This window comes from Anaeromyxobacter sp. K, assembly GCF_000020805.1.
In the GTDB taxonomy this organism is placed as follows: Bacteria; Myxococcota; Myxococcia; order Myxococcales; family Anaeromyxobacteraceae; genus Anaeromyxobacter; species Anaeromyxobacter dehalogenans.
Map to the genome: position 1 here is coordinate 1,809,714 of NC_011145.1, position 23,868 is coordinate 1,833,581.

General features: G+C 76.3%; 21 protein-coding genes. 7 read left to right on the top strand and 14 right to left on the bottom strand.

All coding sequences use genetic code 11. The features are described from left to right. Positions 1–5: 5 nt before the first annotated feature. Together ANAEK_RS08040 and ANAEK_RS08045 are read left to right on the top strand one after the other, a co-directional pair. Entirely contained in the window at positions 6–395 is a 390-nt protein-coding gene (locus ANAEK_RS08040) for a cytochrome C oxidase subunit IV family protein (protein ID WP_012525652.1), read from the top strand. Between the two features lie 92 nt (positions 396–487). Further along, on the top strand, positions 488–1,852 hold the full coding sequence (locus ANAEK_RS08045) for a hypothetical protein (RefSeq protein WP_012525653.1): 1,365 nt from the start codon (positions 488–490) through the stop codon (positions 1,850–1,852). Here ANAEK_RS08045 and ANAEK_RS08050 read toward each other — a convergent pair. The 3 genes from ANAEK_RS08050 to ANAEK_RS08060 all read right to left on the bottom strand — a co-directional run bounded on the left by ANAEK_RS08050 (position 1,840) and on the right by ANAEK_RS08060 (position 4,731). Continuing rightward, positions 1,840–2,820: a 2-dehydropantoate 2-reductase gene (locus ANAEK_RS08050; protein WP_012525654.1), complete on the bottom strand. Its 981-nt coding sequence runs from the start codon at positions 2,818–2,820 to the stop codon at positions 1,840–1,842. The two genes, ANAEK_RS08045 and ANAEK_RS08050, sit on opposite strands and share 13 nt — an antisense overlap. Positions 2,821–3,133: 313 nt before the next feature. Then, positions 3,134–3,661: a hypothetical protein gene (locus ANAEK_RS08055; protein WP_012525655.1), complete on the bottom strand. Its 528-nt coding sequence runs from the start codon at positions 3,659–3,661 to the stop codon at positions 3,134–3,136. A 206-nt stretch (positions 3,662–3,867) separates the two neighbouring features. Further along, on the bottom strand, positions 3,868–4,731 hold the full coding sequence (locus ANAEK_RS08060; RefSeq protein ID WP_012525656.1) for a class I SAM-dependent methyltransferase: 864 nt from the start codon (positions 4,729–4,731) through the stop codon (positions 3,868–3,870). A gap of 159 nt (positions 4,732–4,890) precedes the next feature. On the opposite strand from ANAEK_RS08060, the gene ANAEK_RS08065 reads away from it, so the two are divergent. The 3 genes from ANAEK_RS08065 (at position 4,891) to ANAEK_RS08075 (ending at position 8,075) form a co-directional block, all read left to right on the top strand. Next, a complete protein-coding gene (locus ANAEK_RS08065) occupies positions 4,891–5,895 on the top strand; it encodes an AraC family transcriptional regulator (RefSeq protein WP_012525657.1) in 1,005 nt (334 codons plus the stop codon). 114 nt (positions 5,896–6,009) lie between these two features. Continuing rightward, positions 6,010–7,524 carry a hypothetical protein gene (locus ANAEK_RS08070; protein ID WP_012525658.1) on the top strand — a complete coding sequence of 505 codons (1,515 nt, stop codon included), beginning with the start codon at positions 6,010–6,012 and terminating at the stop codon, positions 7,522–7,524. 125 nt (positions 7,525–7,649) lie between these two features. Continuing rightward, positions 7,650–8,075 carry an OsmC family protein gene (locus ANAEK_RS08075; RefSeq protein WP_012525659.1) on the top strand — a complete coding sequence of 142 codons (426 nt, stop codon included), beginning with the start codon at positions 7,650–7,652 and terminating at the stop codon, positions 8,073–8,075. 58 nt (positions 8,076–8,133) lie between these two features. Here ANAEK_RS08075 and ANAEK_RS08080 read toward each other — a convergent pair whose 3' ends face one another. Further along, positions 8,134–8,370 carry a hypothetical protein gene (locus ANAEK_RS08080; protein WP_012525660.1) on the bottom strand — a complete coding sequence of 79 codons (237 nt, stop codon included), beginning with the start codon at positions 8,368–8,370 and terminating at the stop codon, positions 8,134–8,136. A 119-nt stretch (positions 8,371–8,489) separates the two neighbouring features. After that, entirely contained in the window at positions 8,490–9,329 is an 840-nt protein-coding gene (locus ANAEK_RS08085) for an oxaloacetate decarboxylase (protein WP_012525661.1), read from the bottom strand. Between the two features lie 103 nt (positions 9,330–9,432). Here ANAEK_RS08085 and ANAEK_RS08090 point away from each other — a divergent pair, with 103 nt between their 5' ends. Then, positions 9,433–10,356, top strand: coding sequence for a DMT family transporter (locus ANAEK_RS08090; RefSeq protein WP_012525662.1), 924 nt, complete (start codon positions 9,433–9,435; stop codon positions 10,354–10,356). On the opposite strand, the gene ANAEK_RS08095 is transcribed toward ANAEK_RS08090, so the two are convergent. Then, positions 10,323–12,455, bottom strand: coding sequence for a cation:proton antiporter (locus tag ANAEK_RS08095; protein WP_012525663.1), 2,133 nt, complete (start codon positions 12,453–12,455; stop codon positions 10,323–10,325). The genes ANAEK_RS08090 and ANAEK_RS08095 overlap by 34 nt on opposite strands. A gap of 103 nt (positions 12,456–12,558) precedes the next feature. On the opposite strand from ANAEK_RS08095, the gene ANAEK_RS08100 reads away from it, so the two are divergent. After that, entirely contained in the window at positions 12,559–13,833 is a 1,275-nt protein-coding gene (locus ANAEK_RS08100; protein WP_012525664.1) for an Hsp70 family protein, read from the top strand. Between the two features lie 179 nt (positions 13,834–14,012). Here the strand turns inward: ANAEK_RS08100 and ANAEK_RS08105 are convergent, their stop codons facing one another. The 8 genes from ANAEK_RS08105 to ANAEK_RS08140 all read right to left on the bottom strand — a co-directional run bounded on the left by ANAEK_RS08105 (position 14,013) and on the right by ANAEK_RS08140 (position 23,768). Continuing rightward, positions 14,013–15,296 (bottom strand): IS1182-like element ISAnsp1 family transposase, encoded by a 1,284-nt coding sequence (locus ANAEK_RS08105; RefSeq protein ID WP_012525171.1) that lies wholly within the window; start codon positions 15,294–15,296, stop codon positions 14,013–14,015. Positions 15,297–15,361: 65 nt separating this feature from the next. Continuing rightward, positions 15,362–15,760: a polyketide cyclase gene (locus tag ANAEK_RS08110; RefSeq protein ID WP_012525665.1), complete on the bottom strand. Its 399-nt coding sequence runs from the start codon at positions 15,758–15,760 to the stop codon at positions 15,362–15,364. Positions 15,761–15,811: 51 nt separating this feature from the next. Next, entirely contained in the window at positions 15,812–17,128 is a 1,317-nt protein-coding gene (locus ANAEK_RS08115) for an ATP-binding protein (protein ID WP_012525666.1), read from the bottom strand. Positions 17,129–17,221: 93 nt separating this feature from the next. After that, positions 17,222–18,589, bottom strand: coding sequence for a virulence factor family protein (locus tag ANAEK_RS08120; RefSeq protein WP_012525667.1), 1,368 nt, complete (start codon positions 18,587–18,589; stop codon positions 17,222–17,224). Next, positions 18,586–21,120 carry a bifunctional lysylphosphatidylglycerol flippase/synthetase MprF gene (mprF, locus tag ANAEK_RS08125; protein ID WP_012525668.1) on the bottom strand — a complete coding sequence of 845 codons (2,535 nt, stop codon included), beginning with the start codon at positions 21,118–21,120 and terminating at the stop codon, positions 18,586–18,588. The genes ANAEK_RS08120 and mprF overlap by 4 nt, the downstream gene beginning before the upstream one ends. 131 nt (positions 21,121–21,251) lie before the next feature. Continuing rightward, positions 21,252–21,677, bottom strand: coding sequence for a NifB/NifX family molybdenum-iron cluster-binding protein (locus tag ANAEK_RS08130; RefSeq protein WP_012525669.1), 426 nt, complete (start codon positions 21,675–21,677; stop codon positions 21,252–21,254). A gap of 238 nt (positions 21,678–21,915) precedes the next feature. Then, positions 21,916–22,770 carry an alpha/beta fold hydrolase gene (locus ANAEK_RS08135; protein ID WP_012525670.1) on the bottom strand — a complete coding sequence of 285 codons (855 nt, stop codon included), beginning with the start codon at positions 22,768–22,770 and terminating at the stop codon, positions 21,916–21,918. 14 nt (positions 22,771–22,784) lie between these two features. Beyond that, the gene (locus ANAEK_RS08140; RefSeq protein WP_012525671.1) at positions 22,785–23,768 is read right to left on the bottom strand and encodes a sigma-70 family RNA polymerase sigma factor; all 984 of its coding nucleotides are present in this window, start codon (positions 23,766–23,768) and stop codon (positions 22,785–22,787) included. Between the last annotated feature and the right edge of the window lie 100 nt (positions 23,769–23,868).

The following is a 23,868-nucleotide window of genomic DNA, read 5'->3' on the forward strand; positions in this document are numbered from 1 at the left end:
GCTCCATGAACGTCGTCGAGAACGCCTCCTCTCACCGCGCGCACGGGGGCGGCGCGCACGCCGGGCCGCACGTCCTCCCGCCCTCGGTGCTGCTCGGCACCGCCGCGGCGCTGGGCGTCCTCACCGTGCTGACGGTGGCCGTCGCCCGGGTCCACCTGGGGGCCGCGAACGTGCCGGTGGCCCTCGCCATCGCCACCGTGAAGGCCTCGCTGGTGGCGCTGTTCTTCATGCACCTGAAGTACGAGCACCGGTTCCACCTGGTGATCCTGGTGGGCGCGGTGCTGTTCGCGGTGCTGTTCGGCAGCTTCGTCATGTTCGACGCCTCCGAGTACCGGCCGGACGTGCGCGCGCACGAGCAGGCGGTGCGGGCGAAGGCCGCCGAGCCCGCGCGCTGAGGGGCGTGCCCCCGGCGCGGCGCGTCCCGCGCCCGCCGGGGACGCGCCGCCGCGCCGGGGCGGTGCTATGGTCCGCGGCCCGGAGGCCGCACATGTCCGACGAAGCCAGGCTGGCGAGCACGACCGCGAACGCGATCCTCGGGATCGACACGCTCTGGGGAGGCGACGTGATGAGCGCCTCCGGGACCGGCCGGTACATCGCCGACTCGTGGTTCTCGGACGAGCCGCTGCCGCCGGCGTACGCGCTGCCCGCGGCGGCGCGGCTCCGCGCGACGGGCGGGGTGGCGGCGCCCGCGCCGGACCGGGCCGCCATCGACGCGTACCTCGCCGCCGTGGACGTCCCGGGCGCCATCGACGCGCTCGCCGCGCTCGGCCGCGGGGTGGGCGGGATCCGCGGCGCCTACCTGGCGGCGCAGGGCGAGTCGCTGCGCGTCATGTGGGCGCTCGCGGAGGAGCTGCTCGGGCGCGGGCCGAAGGTCCCCTACGAGCGCTGCGTGGTCGCCTCGACCGGCCGCGCGCCGGAGCCGTCCCGGCCGGAGGCGAAGCGCGAGCGCCTGGCCGAGCTGCTCGGGGTGCGCGCCGAGGCGGAGCCGCTGCTCGCGGCGGTGGACGCGTGGCGCGGCGAGCGGCTCGTCCCGCGCAAGGCCATCAAGCTGCTCGCCGACGCCTGCATCGCCCAGCTCGAGGAGGGCACGCGCCGGCACGTGGTGCCGCACCTGCCCGCCTCGCTCCACGGGATCCCGCGCGCGAACATCGAGTTCCTGCCCATCGAGAACGCCTGGTTCTCCGGGTCGATGAACTACATCGGGCGGGCCCGCGGGCCCGACGGCTCGCCGCGGTACGAGGCGACCTACGAGATCAACGCGGCCCTCCAGATCTCGGTCCCGGAGTTCCTCGACCTGGTGGCGCACGAGGTGGTCCCCGGGCACGTCACGAACTTCGCGCTCGCCCAGGCGCTCCACGTGCAGGGGCGGCTCGGGTTCGAGGGCACCGTCCTCACCATGAACACGCGCGGCGCGGCGCTCTCGGAGGGGCTCGCCAACAACGCCATGATGATGGCGCTCGGCGTCACCGAGGTGGAGCAGCTGCCCGACTCCGACCTGCAGATCGGGAAGCTCCTGGTGCTCCTGCAGGACGACGCCAAGAACCAGGCGTCCTGGCTGACCTGGGCCGAGGGCCGGCCGCAGGACGAGGTCGCCACGGCGCTGCGGCGCGAGTACCTGCTCTCCGAGGAGCGCGCCGCCAAGATCTCGGGCGCCTGGGCGCGCCACCCGCTGAACGGCCGCATGTACCTGCCGTGCTACCGGGCCGGCACCGAGAAGGTCGCCGACCTGCGCCGGCGCCACGCGCCGGAGCAGGTCATCCCGGCGCTCTACCAGGTGCACGGCCTGGTGGACGTCGTGACCATCGACGGGGTGCTGGAGGGCGCGGCGGCCGCCGCCGGTCAGGCCGGGTAGAGGCCGCGCACGCGCGCGTGCAGCCGGGCCAGGCCGAGCAGCGTGTCGATGCGCGGCGTCGGCTCGCCCACCCGGGCGCCGATCTCCCGCACCGCCGACACGAGCGCGTCCAGCTCCACCGCCCGGCCCGCCTCCACGTCCTGCAGCATCGAGGTCTTGAACGCGCCCAGCTTGCGCGTGACCGCCATGCGGTCCTCGCCGCTCTCGGAGATGGGGCACCCGATGGCCGCGCCGATGCGCGCCGCCTCGCCCATGACGTCCAGGCAGAAGCGGTACACCTGCGGATCGTCGAGGATCCGGTCGCAGGTGGCGCCGGTGAGCGCCGAGACCGGGTTCATGGTCATGTTGCCCCAGAGCTTGTACCAGACGTCCGCCTGGATCCGCCGCGAGACGTCCACGTCGAACCCGGCGCCGCGGAGCGTCGCGGCGAGGCGCGCGAGGCGCTGCGACGCCTCGCCGCCGGGCTCGCCCACGATGAGGCGGTTGCCGGCCGTGTGGCACACGAACCCCGGCTCCGGCACCGCGCAGGCGAGGTGGACCACGCAGCCGACCACGTGCCGCGACGGGATGCCCGCCGCGATGGCGCCGCCGGGGTCCACCGAGTCGAGCCGGGTGCCGGCCCAGCGGCCGCCGAACCGGTCGAAGAACCACCAGGGCACGCCGTTCATGGCGGTGAGCACGACCGTGTCCGGCCCGAGCAGCGGGCCGATGTCCCGGGCCACGTGGACGAGCGCGGGCGCCTTCACCGCCACGACCACCAGCTCCTGCGGCCCGAGCTCGGCGGGATCGTCCGACGCCGGGAGCCGGACGCGCGCCTCACCGCCCGCCGAGACGAGCCGCAGCCCGCGCGACCGCAGCGCGTCGAGCGTCGCGCCGCGCGCCACCGCGCTCACCTCGTGCCCGGCGCACGCCAGGCGGGCGGCCACGAGCCCGCCCACCGCGCCGGCGCCGTAGATCGCGATCCTCACCGCCACCACCTCCCCGCGGATCCTCCGCGAGGGGAGAGTACCGCAGGCGGGGCGGGCGCGGGGCGCGCCGCGCGACGCGGCCGGCCGGGTTCACGGACCGTGAGCGGGCAGGCGGGCGTGGCGACCCTCACAGCGCCTCCGGTTCGCGTGGGGCCCGTCGCGAGGCACACGATGGCGTCGCCGAGCCGGGCACACGAGGACCGAGCAGCGCAGGCGTGCCCGTCGGCACGTCGAGCAGCGCAGGGACGAGTCTGCCCGGCGCAGGCAGCCAGCGTGCGCCGCAGCAGGGCCCCCACGCGAATGGGCGGCGCTTTCAGTCGCCGTGGGTGTGGCAGGCCCGGCAGAGCGGCATCGGGCTCACGTCGGCGCCCTCGTCGTCGTCCGGCGCCGCGCGCGCGAGGCTCCCGTACGTCGCCGGGTCACCGGGCACGACGCGGGGTCCCGCGGTCGCGTCGTCGGGGATGAGCAGGTGGTACCGCCAGCGCGAGCCCAGCGCGTGGCAGCTCCAGCAGTGCACCTTGCCGTCCGGCAGCGCCACGCCCCGGCGCTCGACCTCCGCGCGGGGCCGCAGCGAGGACCTCGGGCCCGGCTGGTAGTACATGCCGACCGGGTGGTTGCCCTGGGGCATCAGCGCCTCCTCGTGGCAGGAGAGGCACGCGTCGACCGGTGCGTCGGCGAACGCCGCGTGGAGGTCCTCGAAGCGCGAGGGCGCGTCCCACTGCGCGGCCGCCGGGGGCGCGAGCACGGCGAGGAGCAGGAGCGCGGGAGCGGCGGCGCGGCCGAGCGCGGCGATCGACCGCGCGGCGGCGGCGCGCCTCGCCTGCGAGCGTGATGGGATCATTCACCCTCCGTTGAGTGTCGGTGTCGGGGAGGGCGATTGCACCCGATGTGCCGCGGGCCCGGACGGCGCCGAGGCCTGGGCCCCGCGCGCGGGCGCGGGTCGCCGCGCGGGGTCGGGATCCACCCCGAGGCGCCGGCGCGGCTCCGCGCTCGCGTGGCGTCAGGCGGCCGGCGTCGTGGGGATCGCGGACACCGGCCGCCCGCGCGCTACGCCCGCGTGATCACCGCCTCCAGGTACGTGGCCGGCACCGCGAGCGTGCCGTCGGCGGCGGTGTCGGCCTCCTCGAGCAGCGCGAGCAGGTCGCGCTCGAGCGCCGGCCGCGCCTCGGCGGGGAGCGCCGCGAACGCGCGGTGGATGGGGCCGTACCAGGTGCGGAACACCTCCACCCAGTGCGCCGCCGAGCGGTAGCGGAACACGAACTCGCGGCGCCGGGCGCGGATCTCGCGGGCGCCGGGGACGAGCAGCTCGTGGAGGCGCGCCTCGGTGCCCCAGGCGGCCGGCGGACGGAGCCCGGCGGGCGGCGGCACGTGGCGGCCCACCGCCTGGAACACCTTGCCGATGAAGCCGTCCGGCGTCCACGAGGCGAGCGCGATGCGGCCGCCCGGGCGGCACACCCGGAGCAGCTCGCCCGCGGCGCGGGCCTGGTCGGGCGTGAACATCACGCCGAACGTCGAGAGCACCACGTCGAACGCGCCGTCGTCGAACGGCAGCGCCTCGGCGTCGCCGTCGCGCAGCTCCACCGCGAGGCCGTCGGCGGCCGCGCGGGCGCTCGCCCGCTCGAGCAGCGCGGGGACGTAGTCGACCCCGGTCACGCGCGCGAAGCGGCGGGCGGCCGCGAGCGCGGCGTTGCCGTTGCCGCAGGCCACGTCGAGGACGCGCTCGCCGGCCGACACCGCGGCCGCCTCGCAGAGCGTCTCGCCGACGATCTGCAGCGTGGTGCCGATCACCGCGTAGTCCCCCGAGCTCCAGGTGGACTGCTGCCGTGCCTTCACGGCGTCGAGGTCGAGGCCCGGGGGCGGCGCGGCGGGCGGGGTCATGGGGGTGGGGGAGGGGGAAGCGATGCCGTTCATCTGCGGTCTCCTTGCCTGCAGGTCAGGTGGCGTGGACGCCGGGCGGGATCTAGGAAACCCGGGCCGGTCCGGACCTGCTCGCCCCGCCGCGTTCGTTGCCCGTCCGTCCGCGACCTGAGCGGGGCCCACCGGCCCACGGAGCGTCACCGGGGAGGGCGAATGGGCGCGGATCCGCTGGCCGACGTGCTGACCTCGGTTCGCCTGACCGGCTCGGTGTTCTTCCGCGTCGCGGGCGCTCCGCCCTGGGCCGCCGAGGCGCCGCCCTCCCGCGCCATCGCGGCGCAGGTGATGCCCGGCGCCGACCACGTCATCGAGTTCCACGCGGTGGCGCGCGGGCGCTGCCACGCAGGCATCGTGGGGGAGCCGCCGGTCGTGCTCGAGGCGGGGGACGTCATCTGCTTCCCGCACGGCGACGCGCACGTCCTGTCGAGCGCGGCCGGCCTCCGCGGCGCCGCGCCGGACCTCGCGCCGTACGCGCTGGCGCGGGACGCGCCGCGGCCGTTCCTGGTGCGGGTCGGCGCCGGGCCCCCCGACACCGAGGTGCTGTGCGGCTTCTTCGGCTGCGACGCGCGCCCGTTCAACCCGCTGCTCGCCTCGCTGCCGCGCCTGCTCCGCGCCAGCGACCGGGAGGGACCGCGCCGCGGGTGGCTGTCGCGGTTCCTCGAGGTGGCGGAGGCCGAGGCGAGCGCGCCGGGGCCGGGAGGCGAGGGCGTCCTGAGCCGGCTCGCGGAGCTGATGTTCCTCGAGATGGTGCGCCGGCACCTGGAGGCGCTCCCGGCGGGCCGCGGCGGCTGGCTGGCGGGCCTCTCGGATCCGCACGTGGGCCGCGCGCTCGCGGCGCTCCACGCGCGCCCGGCGGATCCGTGGTCGCTGGAGCGGCTCGCCCGCGCCGCCGGCCTGGCCCGCTCGTCCCTGGCGGAGCGGTTCGCGGCGCTCATCGGCGAGCCGCCCATGCAGTACCTCGCGCGCTGGCGCATGCAGGTCGCGGCCGGGCTGCTCGCCACCACGCGCGAGGGCGTGGCCTCGATCGCGGGCCAGGTGGGCTACGCGTCGGAGGCCGCGTTCAACCGGGCGTTCAAGAAGTGCGTGGGGGAGCCGCCCGCCACCTGGCGCCGCCGCCGCGCCGCCCCGAGGCCCGAGCGACGCGCCGGGCCGGCCGCGTAGCCGCCGCTCCGTCCGCGCTGCGTCCGTCCCCGCCCGTGCCACGCGCGAGATCCCGCGCGTCCCGGCCCGGCACGCCCGTGGCATCTGCGCCCGTCCCCACCACGGAGGGTGCACATGCTCGTCGGAACCGCGTCCGCTTCGCAGCTCCCGATCTCCCGACTCGCCCCGGAGGACGCAGCGCCGGGACCCGGCGCCCACGGGCGTCCGCGCACCCGCGGCGCCGCGGGCGCTGCCGCCAGCGCGCCCGTCCACGCGGTCGCGGCGCCGGCGGCGCCCGATCCGGCCGCGCTCGCCGGCCTGCCCGCGGCCATCGAGGACGCGCGCGCCGCCGCCCTGTCCGGCGCCGGCGGCCCGCCCGATCCGGCCACCTTCGCGGCGCTGCGCGCGCGGCTCGCGAAGGCGTCGCCGGCCCTCCCGGCAGCGTACCGGCGCGCCGTGGCCGAGCCGCTCCTCCGGACCCTGGACCAGCTCGGCCCCGGTGGCTTCGCGCGCGTCCTCCGCGAGGACCCGGACCGCCAGGCCGGCGCGCGCCTGCTGCTCGACGTGGCCCAGGCGGTGTTGCAGCGCGGGGAGGGCCACCAGGCCCGCGCCACCGCCGCGTTCCAGGAGGTCGTGACCGATCTGTACGAGGGCTTCCTCTCCGCCGAGGACCGCCGCGGCGTGAAGCCGCCGGATCACGGCGTGGTCCCGCCGCTGGTCCGGTGGGGCAGCGCGGAGACGGGGCCGTACACCTGGCCCGCGACCGCCACCCGGGCGGTGGGCGTGAAGGCGGCGGTGGTGAGCCTCCCGGCCGCCAACGCCTCGGGGGGCCTGCTCGCCTGGCCCGCGCTCGCGCACGAGACCGCCGGGCACGACATCCTCGAGGCCGACGTCGGGCTCCGCGCCCAGCTCGCGGGGGCGGTGCGCGAGCGGCTGCTCGGCGCCGGCATGGGCACGGAGGTCGCCGCCTACTGGGCCGAGCGGATCGACGAGACCGCGGCCGACGTCCTCGGCGTCCTGAACATGGGCCCGGCCGCGGCGGTGGGGCTGGTCGGCTACTTCCGCGCGATGAACGCGGCGGCGCACGGCCGGCCCGCGCTCCGGAACGTGGGGCGGGCCGAGGATCCGCACCCGGCCGACATGGCGCGCGCGTACCTGGCCGCGGAGACCGTCCGGCTCCTGTCGTTCCAGGGCGCGGGCAAGTGGGCCGACCGCCTGGTGGCGGAGGCCGACCGGGATCTCGGGCGCGTGTGGCTGGGCAAGACCGAGGTGCCGCCGGCGGCGGTGAAGGCGTCCGCCGCGCTCGTGGCGCAGGCGATCGTGCGCACCCGGCTGCCGGCGCTGGAGGGGCGGACGCTGCAGCAGATCCAGGACTGGCGCGACCGGGACGAGGCGGTGGTGGCGGACCTGCGCGAGGCGGTGTCGGGGCGCGCCGGGCGATCCGGCCCGGCCCGCGCCGGCCGCGCCTACGGCGAGGGCGCCTACGCCGCGCACGTGGTCGCGGCCGCGGTCTACGAGGCGGCGGGCGGGGGCTCCGACCCGGAGGCGGTCATGGACCGGATGGTGGGCGTGCTCGCGGCGATGCACGCCCGGAACGCCGGGTGGCGGGACGCGGCCGCGGACGCCCCGGCGCCGCCGCGGGTGGCCTGACCGGCCGCGCGGCGCCCGTGCGGGATGTCCGGTGCGGGCGGCGGGAGCGACGCGCTCACGCTACGAGAAGCCCGCGCGGTGCAGCCGCGGCCGGGCGCGCATCGCGTCCGCGAGGGGGGAACGGCATGGCGTTCGAGGTGGAGACCCGCAGCCTGCAGGGCTGCGTCACGGCCGTCGGAAGCGCGGGCGGGCACACCGTCGTGATCGACCGGCCGGAGGCGGCGGGCGGGGGCGGGCTCGGGTTCAACGGGGGGGAGCTGCTGCACCTGGCGGTGGCGGGGTGCGTCTCCAACGACCTGTTCCGCGAGGCGCTCGCGGCCGGGATCCGCCTGGACTCGGTGCGGGTCCGCGTCCGGGGCGACTTCGCCGGCGAGCCGGCGGTGTCCAGCGGGATCCGCTACGACGTCGAGATCGCGGGGGACGCGAGCGAGGAGCGGCTCGCGGAGCTGGTCGCGCGGGTGGATCGCATCGCGGAGATCCCGGGCACGCTGCGGCGCGGCGCCGCGGTCCAGCTCGGCGAGGCGAACGTGCGGCGCTCGACGCGCGCCTGAAGGCGCGGCGGAACGCGCGTGCGGCGGCGCGCGAGCCTCCTCGCGCCGCCGCTCCGGATCAGGCCGCCGTGTTGCCGCTGCGCGCCATCGGGCCGCGCGCGTCCACCGTGGACCACGGGTTCGGCGAGGTGCGCACGAGCGCGACCAGCGCGGCGCCGGCCAGCGCGATCCCGCGGCAGATCGCCGCGGCGGCGAGGATGGGGATGAGGACGATGCCGAACAGCGGGACCAGCGTGGCGAGGACCGCCCACGCGAAGGTGCCCTTGACGGCCTGGGATGCGGTGAGGTGGTGCATGTGGCCTCCTTGGTGGTCGGCAACATGCCCGCGAACCCGGGACCGCGGAACGCGCAAGAACGGATGTGCCATCAGCGGAGGTTATGGACTGGATCGTGCGGCGCGAAGCGAGCTGATGGTCACGGGGCGTGCCCGTACCCACCGTCCGGCCGGAACAGCCCGTTCAGCGCGGCGTACCCCGCCGCCTCGCCCAGCCGCTCGAACGTGCCGCGCTCGGCGATCTCGCGCGAGGCCTCGAGGAACGCGCCCCACGCGGCGCGCGCCAGCGCGGAGCCGAGGCTGACGCGGCGGACGCCGAGCGCGGCCAGCTCGGCGACGGTGAACGCCGGGCCGCCGGCGAGGACGTTCACCGGTCGTGGCGCCACCGCCTTCACCACCGCCGCCACCTGCTCGCGCGTGGCGAGGCCCGGCGCGTAGAGGCAGTCGGCCCCCGCCTCCGCGTACGCCACCAGCCGCCGGATGGTCTCGGCGAGGTCGGGCCGCCCCACCACGAACCCCTCGCTCCGGCCGGTGAGCACCACCCCGCCGCCCGCCGCGTCGATGGCGCCTCGCGCCGCGCGCAGGCGCGCCACGGCCTCGTCGGCGGGGTACAGCGGCGCCGCCGGATCGCCGGTGGCGTCCTCGATCGAGAGCCCGGCCACCCCGGCGTCCACGCACGCCCGCACGTTCGCCGCGACCTCGGCCGCGGTGGCGCCGTAGCCGTCCTCCAGGTCGGCGTTCACGGGCAGCGAGGTGGCGCCGACGAGCTCGCGGACGTGCGCGAGCATGTCCGCGCCGGACACCGCGCCGTCGGGCAGGCCGCGCGAGAACGCGAAGCCGGCGCTGGTGGTGGCGAGCGCCCGGAAGCCGGCGCGCTCGAGCGCGCGGGCGGTGCCGGCGTCCCACGGGTTGGGCAGCACGAAGCAGCCCTGCTGGTGGAGCGCGCGGAAGGCGGTGCGCCGCTCGTCGATCGAGGTCATGCCGCCAGCGTAGCGGGCGTCGCGGGCGGTGGCCCGGCCCCGGCGGAGCCTTGCGCGGCCCTCCCGCCCTCCGCTACTGCGAGACCGACTCGGAGGAGCGCGGATGGACGGCAGCCCGGCACGCCCGGTCCCCCCCGCGCCGGTCGCGGCGCCCGCCGCGCCCGCCGGCGCGCGCCTCGCCGCGCTCACGGTCCTCACGCTCGCCTTCTTCGCGGCGAACTCGCTCCTGGCGCGTGCCGCGCTGCGCCCGGGGCTCGCCGACGCCGCGACGTTCACCGCGATCCGGCTCGTCTCCGGCGCGGCCGCGCTCGGGGGTCTCGCGCTCGCGTCGCGCCGCGGGCGGCCGAGGGGCGGCAGCGCCGGGTCGGCGCTGGCGCTCTTCGCCTACGCCGCCGCGTTCTCGCTCGCCTACCGGCGGATCGACGCGGGCCCGGGCGCGTTCCTGCTCTTCTTCGCGGTGCAGGCCAGCATGCTCGGCTGGAGCGTCCTGCGCGGCGCCCGCCCGACCCGGCGGCAGTGGGTGGGCCTGGCGGTGGCGCTCGCCGGCCTCGGCTGGCTCACGCTGCCGGGCGCGCACGCGCCGGACGCGCGCGGCGCGGCGCTCATGCTGGCGGCCGGCGTCGCCTGGGGCGCGTACACCTTGCGCGGGCGCGGCGTCCGGGATCCCGCCGGCGCCACCGCGGCGAACTTCGCGCTGGCGGTCCCGCTGGCGCTCGGCCTGGTGATCGCCTCGGCGGGGACCCTGCACCTGACCGGCCGGGGGGCCGCGCTCGCCGCCGCCTCCGGCGCGGTGGCCTCCGGCGTCGGCTACGTGCTCTGGTACACGGTCGTGCCGGCGCTCGGCGCGGCGCGCGCGGCGGCGGTGCAGCTCGCGGTCCCGGCCCTCGTGCCGCTGGCCGCGGCCGGCCTGCTCGGCGAGGCGATCACCCCGCGGCTGCTGGCGGCCGGCACGGCCATCCTGGCGGGCGTGGCCCTGGCCATGGCACCGGCGGCTCAGCCGACCCGGTCCTCCGGCGCGTCGAGGTGAGCGGGCGAGAACCGCTCGGCCCCGAGCAGCTCGCGCGCCGCGTCCACCGCCTCGTGCGCGCCCGCGAGCACCAGGACGTCGCCGGCCCGCAGCACCTCGGCCGCGGTGGGCACCATCACCGACGCGCCCGCGCGGGAGATGGCGAGGACGGTCGCGCCGGTCCGGCCGCGGACGCCCAGCTCCGACAGGCTGTGGCCGGCCCCGGGGCTGCCCTCGCGCAGGCGCACCGGCGTGGGCTCGCCGATGCCCGGGAACATGGCCCGGATCCGCTCGAGGCCGTCGCGGGGGCCGGGGGCTTCCGCTTCCGGCGGGTGCGCGCCGCCCGCGTCGCCGCCGGAGGCCTGCCGCGCGAGCGCCTCGACGATCACCTGCGCGCCGGCGCGGACGTGCCCCTGGAGCTCCGCGGCGCTGCGCCAGAACCCGATGCCGAGGACGCCGAGGACGGCCAGCAGCACCGCGACGCCGGGCACGCCCGGGAGGAACGGCTGGGTGACGGCGAGCACCGGGAGCAGCACCGCCAGGGTGGCCGCGAGCTGCACCACCGCGAGGAGCGCGCGGCGCGGCGCGGCGGCGAGGTCGGGGCGCCCGGCGGCGCCCTCCGGCAGCGCCGTGGACGCGAGCGCCAGGCCGAGCCGGCGGCCGTTCCGGACCAGGCCCACCAGGAACGGCGCGGCGAGCAGGGTGGCGGCGGCGAACAGGGTCCAGCGCGCGGTCTCGGGCCCGGCGCCGAGCGCCTCGGCGATGCGCCGCGTCGCGCGCGGCGCGCCCACGGAGGCGCCGATGGTGATCCCCACCACCGCCACCGCGTCCACGAGGAGCGCGCGGATCACCGCGCGCAGTCGCGTGCCCAGCGTGTGGCGATCCGGCGCGCTGCGGAGCTGCTCGAGCCAGCTCCCGTAGAGCGACAGCAGCGTCTGGAGGCGGGAGGGGAGCTTGCGGTCGATCCAGGTCGCGGCCGGGCCGGACGCCTGGATGAGCCACGGCGTGGTGAGGGTGGTCACCGCCGAGACCGCCACCGCGACCGGGTAGAGGAACTCGCGGGTCGCGCCGAGGGAGGTCCCGAGCGCCGCGAGGATGAACGAGAACTCGCCGATCTGCGCGAGGCTCATGCCGGTCTGCACCGAGGTGCGCACCCCGTTGCCGGTGAGGAACGCGCCCAGCCCGACGGCGGCGGACTTGCCCACGACGACCAGGCCGATGAACACCACCACCGCCACCCAGTGGCGCGCGACCAGCGCGGGGTCGATGAGCATGCCGACCGAGACGAAGAAGATGGCGGCGAACAGGTCGCGCACCGGCCGGATCAGCTCCTCGACGGCGTGCGCCTCGCCGGACTCCGCCACCAGCGACCCGGCGATGAACGCGCCCAGGGCCACCGAGTAGCCGGCCGCCAGCGCCAGCCAGGCGAACCCGAAGCAGAGGCCGAGGCTCGCCACCAGCAGCGTCTCGGCGCTGCCGCGGCGGCGGACGTACCGCACCGCGCGCGGCACGAGCAGCATCCCGCCGCCTAGCAGCACGGCGAGGAACGCGCCCAGCCGGCCCAGGGTGGCGCCGAGCTCGCCCGGGGAGACGCCCGCGCCGGTGGCGACGGCGGTGAGCACCGCCATGAACAGGATCGCGAAGAGGTCCTCGACCAGCAGCACGCCCACGACGAGATCGCGCAGCGGCCCCCGGACCTTCAGGTCGTCGAAGGCCTTGGCGATGATGGTGGTGGAGGACATCGCCACGATGGCGCCGGCGAACACGCTCTCCAGCACCGTCCAGCCGAAGGCGCGTCCGGCGACGAACCCGAGCCACACCATGATGCTCGACTGGACCACCGCGGTGACGCCGGCGGTGGGGCCCACCTGGACGAGCTTGCGCAGGCTGAACTCGAGCCCGAGCGCGAACATGAGCAGGATGACGCCCAGCTCCGACAGGGTCTGGACGATCTCGCGATCGGCGACGAGCGGAACCGGGACGTACGGGCCGACGATCAGGCCGGCGAGGATGTAGCCGAGCACCACCGGCTGGCGGAGCCGCTGGAACAGCACCGTGGTGACGGCCGCCACGCCGAGCACCACGGTGAGCGCGAGGAGGAACGTATGAGCGCCATGCATCGTCCTTCCTCGCTTCGCACGCGGCGCGCGCGCGGCTCAAGCAAAAGTTTCCGCCGAGCGCTCTTTCCCGCTCCGCCCTTCCCGGGGTAGAACGCCCGCCCCGATGAGCAGCCGGCCCACCTACTACGCCATCGACTTCGGCACCAGCAACTCGCTGCTCGCCGCGGCCAGCGCCGAGCGCACGTTCGACCCGGCGCCGCTCGATCCGGACGCGCCGGATCCGACCGTCCTGCGCAGCATCGTCTGCTTCCCCGACGAGGGCGGCGTGCACGTGGGGTCCGAGGCGCTCCGCAAGTTCGTGGAGCACGGGGGCGAGGCCCGGCTCCTCCGCTCGATCAAGCACCACCTCGGCACCCGCTCGTTCCGCGGCACGGTCATCCGCGGCCGGATGCTCTCCGCGGAGGAGCTGGTCGGGGCGGTGCTGCGCCGGATGCGCGAGCGCGCCGACGCGCACTACGGCGTGGAGGTGCGGCGGGCGCTGCTGGGCCGCCCGGTGCACTTCGACGGCGAGGACGACGCGTTCGCGGAGGCGCGGCTGCGCCGGGCCGCGGAGCTGGCCGGCTTCGAGGACGTGTCGTTCCTGCCCGAGCCTGTGGCGGCGGCGCGCGCGTTCGGCGCCGCGGCGGAGCGCGAGGAGCTGGCGCTCATCGGCGACTTCGGCGGCGGCACCTCCGACTTCACGGTCCTCCGCGTGGGGCCGCGCGCGCTCGGGCGCGAGGACGTGCTCGCGGTCGGCGGGGTGGCGGTGGCGGGCGACGCGCTCGACGCGTCGATCATGCGCGACCGGGTGGCGCGGCACTTCGGGGCGGAGGTCCTGTACCGCGTGCCGTTCGGCAAGAACGTGCTCCGCATGCCGCAGGGGATCGTGCAGCACCTCTGCTCGCCGGCGCACCTCTCCATCCTCCAGCGGCGAGACGTGGCGAGCTTCCTCGCCGACGTGCGCCGCTGGTCGCTGTCCGACGAGGACCGGCGGCGGATGGACCAGCTCACGGTCATGGTCGAGGAGACGCTCGGGTTCCAGGTGTTCGAGGCCATCGAGCGCGCCAAGCGCGAGCTGTCGGGCGCGGCCCGCGCGCGGGTGGAGCTCTCGCACCCGGGCATCGAGGTGCGCGAGCCGGTGACGCGCGCCGGGTTCGAGAAGGCCTGCCGGCGCGAGGTGGACGCGATCCTGGCGTGCCTGGACGAGACGGTGCGCCGCGCCGGCGTCGCGCCCGAGGAGATCGGCGTGGTCTGCTGCACCGGCGGCACCGCCCGCGTCCCGCGGATCGCCGACGAGATCCGCCGTCGCTTCCCCGCCGCCCGCATGGAGCAGTTCAAGGGCTTCCACTCGGTGGTGGAGGGGCTGGCCCGCGAGGCGCAGGCGCTGGCGCGGGGCTGAGCCCTCAGGGACCGTGAAGTAATCCGTTCGCGTCGAGCGTGGCGGCGCCGGAGGCGCCGCGGAGTCGAGACGCGCCCGAGTCCGGGGGGGCAGCGGCGGCGGTTCGGCCGGCCGAAGTCCGATGCTGCCCGGTCAGGACCCTGGTTCGGGCGCCCGAAGTGGGCGCCCGGAGACGCCGGTCAGGCCGAGAGCCCGCTCGCGATGAGCCGCATCACGTTGAAGCTGATGGCGGCCAGCAGCACCACGGTTTTCACCTTCACGAGCCCACGGACGTTCAGCCGGTCGAGACCTCGGTGCGCCCGGAGATCCGCGTTCGTCCGCTCAGCGAGCACGCCGCGCTGGATGTAGACGCGCTTCGCATCCTCGGTGCCCATCCGTATGCGCCACGCACCGACCGCGGGCGGGTCGTTCCGCTTCGGAGCGTGAGGGTCGACGTCCTTGCTCTTCGACTTCGGCAGCGGCGCGTAGGCGGTCGCGCCGCGCTCCGCGATCGCCTCGATGTTGTCGAGGGTCACGAAGCCGCCGTCGACCAGGTACTCGCGTGGCGCCTCGCCGGTGCGGCGCTGGATCTCGTCGAGCATCGGCACGACGTGTGGCTGGTCGGTGCCGTTGTTCGTCACGTCCGCGCCGACGATGAAGCCGCTCTCGTCCGTCGCGAGCTGCACGTTGTACGCGGGGCGAAAGCCGCCGTCGGCCATCTTCATCACGCGGCTCTCGGCGTCCGTCGTGCTCACGCGGATCTCACCGCGGCGTCTCGCGTCTGACGGCTTCTTCTCGTCGCGCTCGGCACGCTCCTCCTCGACCTCACCAATCTCCGCAAGCGCAGCGTCGATGGCGTCGAGCCGCGCCTTCGCCGCGCGCTCCTTCGCGGCTGTCACTCGCTTCGTCGATGCGGACGGATCTTCGCTGATCTCGCGGCGGAGCTTGCGGACCTGCTCCTCGGCCTCGTTGCGGCACCGCTCGAGCGATTGCCGACGCCGGAAGCTCGCCGCCCCGGCGCTCGCGCGGACCTTCATTCCGTCCTGCGCCACGCGCTTCAGCTGCACTACGCCTTCCTTCATCAGCGCGGCGAGCACCTGCGTCATGAGCCGGTCGAGCTTCTTGCCGTGAATCACGCGGAAGTCGGCGAGCGTGTGGTGGTTCACCGGCACTCCGCCGCAGATCCAGCGGTACGGCGCATCCCGCTCGCAAAGCCGCTCCAGCAGCCGGGCGCTCCCCACGCCCTCGGAGTTCGCGAACAGCCACAGCGCCAGCAGCACCGCCGGGTCGGTCGCCGGTCGCCCCGCGTTGCTGCCCCTCGACGCGATCTCGTCGTAGAACGCCGAGAGATCTAGCCGCTCAACGAGCCCCCAGATGGCGCGAACCGGATGCTCGTCCGCGACCAATGCCTCAAGGTCGGTCGGCTGCAACGACAGCTGGTTCCGGACCGGCCTCACCACCCGCGGCGCGTCGTGCTCGCTCACGCCCCGAGAAGATCACGGCCGGCCGTCCTAGGTCCATGGGCGCCGGCCGATTTCTTCACGCTCTCTCAGCGCTCCAGCAGCGCCTTCAGCCGCGCGAGATCCGCCTCGACCCAGCGCGCGTCCGCCTCGAACCGCTCGTCGGTCATCTCCGGCAGGCGCAGCAGCGTGAACACGACCTCGCTGCCGGTGCCGTTCGCGATGACCCGGAGCGGCACGTGCACGGTGTCGCCGCCGGGCAGCAGGACGTCGTGGTCGAGCACGCCGAGGTCGTTCGGCGGGGCGAACCGGATCCGCACCGTCCCGGCGGGCGCGTCGGCCACCCACTCGCCGGCCACCTGCCGGATGCCGGCGGCGAGCCCCGAGGCCCACCGCGGAAGGTTCTCCGGCCGGGAGGCGAAGGCGTACACGTCGGCGGGCGGCCGCGAGATCGAGGTGCTCAGGTGGCGGACGGGGAGGGTGGGCACCGGCCGGTCCTAGCGCCGCCGGTCCCGGCCCGCCACCGGCGCGTCGGGGCCTCACGCGTCCACGAGCTCCTTCGGCGCGCGCTTCCCCGCCGCCGCCTTCACCCCGGCCAGGAACCGCGAGCGGAGCGCGTCGCCCATGAGCGCCTGCTTCACCGGCGGCAGCCGCAGGAAGCCGCCCACCAGCGCCCGCAGGAACGCCTGGGACTTGCTGCCGGGGTCGTCGAACAGCTGGTTCTGCAGCGTGCCGCGCTCCAGGCACTGCAGGATGAGCCGCTCGAACAGGTCCTCGGGGTGGAGCACGCGCTGCGTCCGGTGGTGGAGCTTCATCGCGCCGGGGTTGCACGTCAGCGTGCACACGCCGCACCCGAGGCAGCGCGCCTCGTCCACCTGCGGCCGGCCGTGCTTGCGGAACCTCGGGTCGGGATCCGGCACGCGCGGGATGGCGCCGACGGGGCAGCGCTTCGAGCACTTGCCGCAGCCGAGGCAGCGCTCGCGATCGGAGGCGGCCACGTAGCTCGAGGTCACCACCGCGTTCGGATACCCGTGGCGCGTGACGCCGAGCAGCATGTTGCAGCAGCAGCCGCAGCAGTGGCACATGAACGTCGCGCCGCGGCGCACGTTGTCGGCGTTGAGCACCAGGCCGAGCGCGCGGGAGCGGGCCAGGTTGTCCAGCATCTCGGCGCGCGACACCTCGCGGGCGAAGCCGTGGGCGACGAGGTAGTCGGCGCCGTGGTCGAACGAGGAGCAGGTGTCGAGCGGCGCGGCGCACCGCTGCTCGCCGAGGTGGGACTTCTCGTGCCGGCAGGAGCAGGTGCCGATGGCCAGGCGGCGGGCCGACTCCACCATCGCGACCGCCTTCTCGTGGTCCAGCACCTCGACGTACTCCTCGGGCCGCACCGCTCCCTCGTGCGGGACCGCGCGCATGAGCGACACGCGCTGCCCGCCGGCGAAGTTGGCCCGGTAGAAGGCGCCGTCCTCCAGGTAGTCGTGGAACAGCCGCGCCCAGCGCGCGTGGTCGCCCTCGGTCGCGCCGCCGGTGCGCATCATCGTGTACTCGAAGATGCCGATGGCCATCGGCGACGGCGCGTACCAGGCGCGTCCCCGCACCTCGACGTCCATCACGAGGCCCCGCGGGCAGAGGGTGTCCAGCCGGCGCCGCACGTCGTCGGGGGCGAGGCCGGTCACCCGCGCGATCCGCTCCAGCGGCGCGAGCCCGTACGGCATCTTCACCACCAGCTCGGCCTCGGCCTCGGAGTAGAGCTCCTTCAGGATCGCGAACAGCGCGGCGTTCCAGGGCGCGCGGACGGTGAGCCCGTCCACCTTCGCGCCCAGGTGGCGGTACAGGTCCTTGCCGACGAGGTGTCCCATGGCGCGTTCCCCCGCGGCAGCATCGCACGGCGGCGCGGCCGGCAGGAGGGCCGACGGGGCCGCCCGAGGGGAGGACCGGGTCGCCCGCCGCGCCTACGGCGCCGCCTCGAGCACCAGCCGGGCGAGCTTCGGGTAGTCGCGATCGAAGTGGTGCGCGCCGGGCAGCACCACCCGGTGGACCTCCGGACGGCCGTCGATCAGCGGGCAGGCGCTGTCCTTCTCCTCGACGCCCTGGACGCAGAGGATCCGCACCGTGCCGTCCAGCGCCTCGACCGCCTTCTGCGTGGAGGTGGCGGCGCCGCGGCGCACCGAGGTGAACAGGTCCACCACGTGGACCTCGAACTCGGCGAAGGACTCCGGGCCGAGCATCGCCACCAGCTTGACCGCGGCGCGCTCGCCGGGCGGCATGCGCGGCGGCAGGAACGGGACGATGTCCGCGCCGCGCGAGTAGCCGATGAGCAGCACCTCGTCGCGGCCCCACTTCGCGCGGTAGTGCGCGACGATCCGGGCCACGTCCGCGGCGGTCTGCTCCGGCGTCTTGGCGCTCCAGAAGTACTTGAGCGAGTCGAGGCCGGCCACCGGCACCCCGGCCGCGACCAGCGCCTTGGCCAGCCCCTTGTCGAGCCCCACCCAGCCGCCGTCGCCGGTGAGAATGACGGCCATCCGGCGGCCCGATCCGGCGACCGGGTTCTCCACCACCGGCAGGTCCGAGACCGGCGGCGCGTTCGCCGGCGGAGGGGTGGGCGGGGGCGGGGCGGCGGCCGCGGCGGTGAGCTCGTGCGCGCGCGCCCGGGCGGTCACCGCCTCGGCCCGCGCCTCCGAGGTCGCGTCCGCGGGAACGGTCTCGAGCGTCGCACCCGGGATCTGGCGCGCGAACCCCTGCACCTCCGCCGCCGGGCAGCCGGGACGCGCGGCCTCCTCCAGGATCGCGGGCGGCTGCTCGAGGTGCGGCGCGGGCGGGACCACCTCGCCGCCGCGCGTCGCCTCGGGCAGCGGGCCGGAGCCGTGGCACAGGTGCAGCGGCAGCGGGCGGGACGGGCAGAACCCGACGAGCGCCGCGCCGGAGAACGTCCCCGCGGGCGCCTCGGCGAGCGCGGCCCAGGCGAGCGACGCGCCCAGGCCGACGCCGACCGGCTTGGGCCGCAGGTACGCGCCGAGGCCGGCGCGCTTCTGGAGCCGCTGGGCCAGCGCCTCGAGATCCGCCGCGGGGTAGGCGCAGCGCGCCTCCCGGACCGAGCGCAGGTACGCGCGGAGGTCCACCGTCGCCACCAGCGCGCCACGCGCGGCGAGCGCGCGCGCCAGGTCGTCGAGCGCGGCGTCGCGCCCGCCCGCGTCCGAGACCAGCAGGATCGCCCGCTGCGGCGCCCCGGGCGGCGCCGAGACGGGCACGGCCCCGAGGCCGGGGACGTCGAGGGTGGCGGGGACGGCGGCGAGGGCCAGCGCCAGCGCGGCAGGGATCATTTCGTCACCACGCCCTTCAGGCCACGCGAGACGAGCGCGGCCAGGTTCGCGAGGATGGCGGGAAGGCGGAGCCCGCCGGGCGCGGCCAGCCAGCGCGGCCGCCACTCCGGCGCGAACTTCTCCTTGTACGCGCGGAGCCCCTGGAAGTTGTAGAAGTTCTCGCCGTGGCGGTAGAGCCGGGCGCCCATCCGCGTCCACAGCGGCGCGAGCTGGCGCGGCTCGAACCCGGAGAACGGGGCCATGCCGAGGTTGAACGCGCGGTAGCCCTCGGCCCTTCCCCACAGCATGAGCGACGTGAACAGGTAGTCCATGGTCGAGCGCGGCGCGGTGGGGTGGTAGCGCATGAGGTCCACCGACAGCTCCACGCGGGCGGCGCTGGCCCACACGTTCGCGAAGCCCACGATCTTGCCATCCAGGCGCACCAGCGCGACCGGCCCCTCCGCCAGGTACCGCGGGTCGAACGATCCCAGGGAGAAGCCCTTCTCGCGCACGCCCTTCTCGACGAGCCACGCGTCCGAGACGGCGGCGAGCTCCGGGAGGAGCCCGGGCACGGCCGGGGCGGGCGCGACCTCGAAGGAGAGGCCGTCGCGCTCCGCACGGGCGTGCGCCTGGCGCAGCGCCCGGCGGCCGCTCCCGTCGAGCGAGAACCCGTCCAGCGGCACCACCGCCTCCTCGCCCAGCTTCAGCAGGGAGAGGCCCAGGTCGAGGTAGCGCGGCAGCGCGGCCGGCCCGACCTGGTAGAAGCAGGCCCAGCCGCCGTGCCGGTCGGACAGCTCCCGGAAGCGCCAGGCCAGCTCGGTCGCGGCCGGGTCCGGGCCGACCGGATCGCCCATGGCGATCCAGCTCCGGCCCTCGACCGCGTACATCAGGAACGCGGCGTCGGCCTCCGCGAACAGCAGGCACTTGTCGCCGGTGAGCGCGAGGTGCGCGTAGGACTCCGGCGCGCGGTCCACCAGCGGGCGCACCCGGTCCAGCTCCGCCTGGCCCGTGCGCGGGGGCTCGGGCGGCGCGGGGCGGAGCAGCGTCGCCACCCCGAACAGCACCAGGAGCGACACGCCGGCCACCGAGGCGCGCAGGAACCGCGGCGCGTCGCCGTGGAACGCGAACGTGAACCACAGGTCCCGCGACCACTCCACGTGCCGGTACGAGAGCACGCCGATCACGATCGAGCCGGCCACCAGCAGCGCCACCCCGAGCGCCCAGCCGGCGGAGGGGACGCCCTCGAGCATCGAGCTGCGCCGGTAGAACTGGCGGTGGAACGGCGCGATGGCCGCGAGCAGCGCGACGAGCAGCGTCGCCTCCTCCCAGTCGAGCCCCTTCGCGAGCGAGGCCACCGCGCCCGCCGCGAGCAGCCCGATGGCGACCGCCCAGGCCGCGTCGATGCGGCGGACCAGCGCGCGGGCGAGGAGGAGCAGCGCCGTCCCGACCAGGCTCCCGACCAGGTGCGACGCCTCCAGCACCGGCAGCGGCACGGCGCGGCGCAGCAGGTGGAGCCGCTCGGCCTCCGCCGGCGTGGCGCCCGAGACGAGCAGCACCGCGCCGGCGAGCAGCGCGGCGCCGCCGGCCAGCCAGGGCACCACCGGGGCGAAGGAGGCGTGGGCGCCGCGCAGGACCCGCCCCAGCCAGGCGCGCCTGAGCAGCAGCTCGTGGGTCGCGAGCAGCGCGAACGCGACCAGGAACGGGGCCACGTAGTAGACGAGCCGGAACGCCACCAGGCTCGACACCACCGCCGGCGCCGGCACCGCGGGCGTCAGCGCCGCGAGCACGATCGACTCGAACACGCCCAGGCCGCCCGGCACCTGCGAGGCCAGGCCCACCACCTGCGCGGCCACGAACAGCCCGAGCAGCTGCACGAAGCCGAGGGGCGAGGCGGCCGGGAGCAGCACGTGGAGCACCAGCGCCGCCAGCGCCCAGTCCGCGGCGGACACGACGATCTGCGCGAGCGTCAGCGGCAGCGAGGGAAGCGAGAAGCGGACGCCCTTCACCGAGAGCGTCGTGCCGCGGGCGGCGGCGACCACGTACGACGCGGTCACCGCCAGCGCGGCGGCGCCCAGCGCCCGGGCCGCCCACCCCGGGAGCGGCACCGGCAGCCCGGACAGCAGCGCCACCCCGGCGATGGGCAGGAGACCGGCCCAGAGCTGCGCGGCGGTGAACGCGACCACCCGCGTGATCTCGAGCGCGGAGAGGCCCCACTGTGAGTAGAGGCGGAACCGCACCGAGCCGGAGGACAGCAGCGCGAACCCGACGTTGTTCCCGAACGCGTAGGAGACGAACGAGGTGAAGACCACCCGCGAGTACGGGAGGCGGCGCCCGGCGTAGCGGAGCGCCAGCACGTCGTAGGCGGAGAGCAGCAGGTAGTCGAGCGCGGTGAGCCCGGCGGCGAGCGCGAGCAGGGCCGCCGGCAGCGCCGACAGCTCGCGCTCCACCTGGTGCAGGTGGAGGCCGCGCAGCTCCACGTGGAGCGTCCAGGCGGCCGCGGCGAGCAGGGCGACGGGGAGGAGCACCAGCGCGGCGCGGCGGAGCCATGTCACCCTCGAATGAGAGTCCCGAACCCGGGCCGCGGTCCACTTCCGCGACGGGGCGTGCGGCGCGGCGCCGGGGCCGGAGGTTCACGCAACGTCGACCTCGGCCCGGCGCAGGTCCGGCGCGGCGGCGCCCGGTCTCAGCTCCCGGAGCAGGTCGCGTCGCAACCGGCGCCCGGCGCGCCCAGGACGTGCAGCGACGTCCCCGGCGCTCCTTCGGGCGGGCAGCACTCCTCCTGCACCACCGGGAGCCGGCCGGCGATGTGGAGCGCCAGCGCGTCCGCCACCCGGCCCGACGGCGTCCGGAGCACCGCGATGCGGCGGCGGGCGCGGATCCGCTCCAGCGCGTGCGTGCCGATCCCACCGACCAGGAACACGTCGATGTCCTCGTTCGCCAGCGCGCGGCAGGCATCGCAGGGGCGCTCGCTGGGCGCGTTCGGGAGGATCCGGTACGCCAGCGTGGCGGCGTTCACGAGCATGAACGCCGGCGCGCGCCCGAAGTGGCGCGACACCGGGCTGAGGAGGCCGCGGTTCTCTTCGATGGGGATGCAGAGCGTGGCGGACATGCGTTCTCCCTGCGTGCGGCGCGCCACCTCCCCATCGGTCGGCCGCCCGATGCTGGCCGCCACCCGCAAGTCCGGCGCGCCGCGCGGACCGACGGGACCCTGAGGCATATGAGCGCGTCCAGCCCCTGGCGGGTTCGTCGGAATGTGCTTCGCGACAACGTGCCGCGGGCGGACGCCGGCGAATCGTGCGTGGACCGGTCCGGTCCACCATCCCGGCACGGCCGGCGCCCGGCCCCGGTCACGGCTCGTCCAGGAACGCCTCGATCATCGGGCCGAGCCACTCCACGCGGCGCCGCACCACGCCGTCGTGGTCGGTGGCGGGGAGCACCGCCAGCCGGGCGTCCGGGAGCATGCGGGTCAGCGCCACCGCGTGCTCGGGCAGCACCGCGTCGCGGTCGCCGGCCACCACGAGCACCGGGACCGTGATCGACCGCACCTCGGCGTCCGGCCAGTCGCGGAACTCGAGCATGCGGCGCGCGGACTTCGCGTGGAACGACGCGAGCTGGTCGGGGTGCGGCGCGACCGCGAGGTACGCCTGCCGCAGCTCGACCGGCATGTCCTCCAGGCGCCCGCGCCGGATCGCCTCCCACGCCTGCGGCGCCAGGCCGTCGCGGCGCACCAGGGTCGACGCCACCACCAGCCGCCGCACCAGCGCGGGATGGCGGACGGCGACCCGGAGGGCGATGGTCCCGCCGTTGCTGAAGCCGAGGAGGTCGGCCCGCGCGACGCCCAGGTGGCGGAGCAGGGCCGCGGCGTCGTCGGCCGACTGCTCGAACGTGAACGGGCGGTCCGGGAGGTCGGCGGTGCGCCCGTGGCCCTGCTGGTCGAACGCGATCACGCGGCGGTGGCGCGCGAGCGCGGGGAGCAGGCTCGCGAACGAGGTGTCGATGCTCGAGCCGCCGCCGTGGAGCAGCACGAGCGGCGGGCCCTTCGCGCCGGCGGGGCCGTGGATCTCGTAGTAGATGCGAAGGCCGTTCACCGGCGCGTGGCCGCGCTGCACCGGGCCGGCGGGCGCGCGCGCGGGAGCGTTCGGCGCGGCGGGGCTGGCCGCGAGCAGCGCGGCGGCGAGGGCGGCGGGGAGGAGCGCGGTCATGGGCGGGATCCCTCTCACCAGTAGCGGTAGCCGTTGATGCGGCAGGGGAGGCCGAGCTCGCCGCACACCTCGGCGATGACGTCCGGCGTGTAGAAGTAGTTGCGCACGCGCGAGAGCCGGTCGCCCGAGGTCTCGAGCCGGGTGAGCGCGCGGACCGCCTCGCCGTCGGCGTGCGCGTACCAGTGCACGATGACCGGCTCGCCGCGGTGCAGCCGCACCTCGCAGCGCGGGCGATCGGGGAGGGCACCGAGGCGGTAGCGCGGGTCGATGCCGGTGGTCTGACCGTCCACGCCGGCGAGCCGCCGGCTGCCGAACATCATGCCCTGGAAGACGCCCCGGCGCGCCGCGTCGCGCCCGTACTCCGCGTGCACGCGCACCACCTCCACGCTGGCGGTGTCGAGCAGGAGCGCCACCAGCCGGTCGAGGTCGCCGGCGTTGAACGCCTCGCAGAACGCGTCGAGCACCGGCGCGCTCGGGGACGCCGTGACCGCCTCGTCCGGCTCCGCCAGCTTCCCGCGGCCGCGGTGGAGCGCCGCCTTCACCGCGCCGACGCTGGTGGAGAGCGCCTCGGCGATCTCCTCCAGCGACAGGTCGAACGCCTCCTTCAGCACCACCGCGGCGCGCTCCTGCGGCGACAGCCGCCCGATGAGCGTGCCGGCGGCCTCGCGCGGCGCCCTCGGCTCGGGCGTGGTCGCGCCCTCCGGCACGTCCCCGGACTGCTCGCGCGTGCGCCGGAGCCGGTCGATCCAGAGGTTCGACGCCACCCGGAACAGCCAGGCGCGCGGGTTCTCCGGCGGGCCGTCCATGCAGCCGAGCGTCACGAACGCCCGCGCCATCGCGTCCTGCACCAGGTCGTCCGCATCCCAGGGGCTTCGCGCCAGGCTGCGGCAGTACCGGTACAGCTCCGGGCGCAGCGGCTCGTAGGTGTCGAGGAAGCGGTGCCAGGACGCCTGGACGGCGCCGGCGAGGGAAGGGGTCGGCTCTGGAGGCGTGGTCATGCGGTGGAGACGGATGGATGCCGCCGCGGGATACGGGCGGCACGCGCGTGCGTCACGAGCGCTCCAACCGGGTGCCGAGGCGCGCCCGGGCGGTCGGGTG

Excerpts from the sequence above, each read along its gene's own strand:
- ANAEK_RS08040 (WP_012525652.1), top strand. The coding sequence starts at position 6 with ATGAACGTCGTCGAGAACGCCTCCTCTCACCGCGCGCACGGGGGCGGC.
- ANAEK_RS08045 (WP_012525653.1), top strand. The coding sequence starts at position 488 with ATGTCCGACGAAGCCAGGCTGGCGAGCACGACCGCGAACGCGATCCTC.
- ANAEK_RS08055 (WP_012525655.1), bottom strand. The coding sequence starts at position 3,661 with ATGATCCCATCACGCTCGCAGGCGAGGCGCGCCGCCGCCGCGCGGTCG.
- ANAEK_RS08060 (WP_012525656.1), bottom strand. The coding sequence starts at position 4,731 with ATGAACGGCATCGCTTCCCCCTCCCCCACCCCCATGACCCCGCCCGCC.
- ANAEK_RS08065 (WP_012525657.1), top strand. The coding sequence starts at position 4,891 with ATGGGCGCGGATCCGCTGGCCGACGTGCTGACCTCGGTTCGCCTGACC.
- ANAEK_RS08070 (WP_012525658.1), top strand. The coding sequence starts at position 6,010 with ATGCTCGTCGGAACCGCGTCCGCTTCGCAGCTCCCGATCTCCCGACTC.
- ANAEK_RS08075 (WP_012525659.1), top strand. The coding sequence starts at position 7,650 with ATGGCGTTCGAGGTGGAGACCCGCAGCCTGCAGGGCTGCGTCACGGCC.
- ANAEK_RS08080 (WP_012525660.1), bottom strand. The coding sequence starts at position 8,370 with ATGCACCACCTCACCGCATCCCAGGCCGTCAAGGGCACCTTCGCGTGG.
- ANAEK_RS08085 (WP_012525661.1), bottom strand. The coding sequence starts at position 9,329 with ATGACCTCGATCGACGAGCGGCGCACCGCCTTCCGCGCGCTCCACCAG.
- ANAEK_RS08090 (WP_012525662.1), top strand. The coding sequence starts at position 9,433 with ATGGACGGCAGCCCGGCACGCCCGGTCCCCCCCGCGCCGGTCGCGGCG.
- ANAEK_RS08095 (WP_012525663.1), bottom strand. The coding sequence starts at position 12,455 with ATGCATGGCGCTCATACGTTCCTCCTCGCGCTCACCGTGGTGCTCGGC.
- ANAEK_RS08100 (WP_012525664.1), top strand. The coding sequence starts at position 12,559 with ATGAGCAGCCGGCCCACCTACTACGCCATCGACTTCGGCACCAGCAAC.
- ANAEK_RS08115 (WP_012525666.1), bottom strand. The coding sequence starts at position 17,128 with ATGGGACACCTCGTCGGCAAGGACCTGTACCGCCACCTGGGCGCGAAG.
- ANAEK_RS08120 (WP_012525667.1), bottom strand. The coding sequence starts at position 18,589 with ATGATCCCTGCCGCGCTGGCGCTGGCCCTCGCCGCCGTCCCCGCCACC.
- ANAEK_RS08130 (WP_012525669.1), bottom strand. The coding sequence starts at position 21,677 with ATGTCCGCCACGCTCTGCATCCCCATCGAAGAGAACCGCGGCCTCCTC.
- ANAEK_RS08135 (WP_012525670.1), bottom strand. The coding sequence starts at position 22,770 with ATGACCGCGCTCCTCCCCGCCGCCCTCGCCGCCGCGCTGCTCGCGGCC.
- ANAEK_RS08140 (WP_012525671.1), bottom strand. The coding sequence starts at position 23,768 with ATGACCACGCCTCCAGAGCCGACCCCTTCCCTCGCCGGCGCCGTCCAG.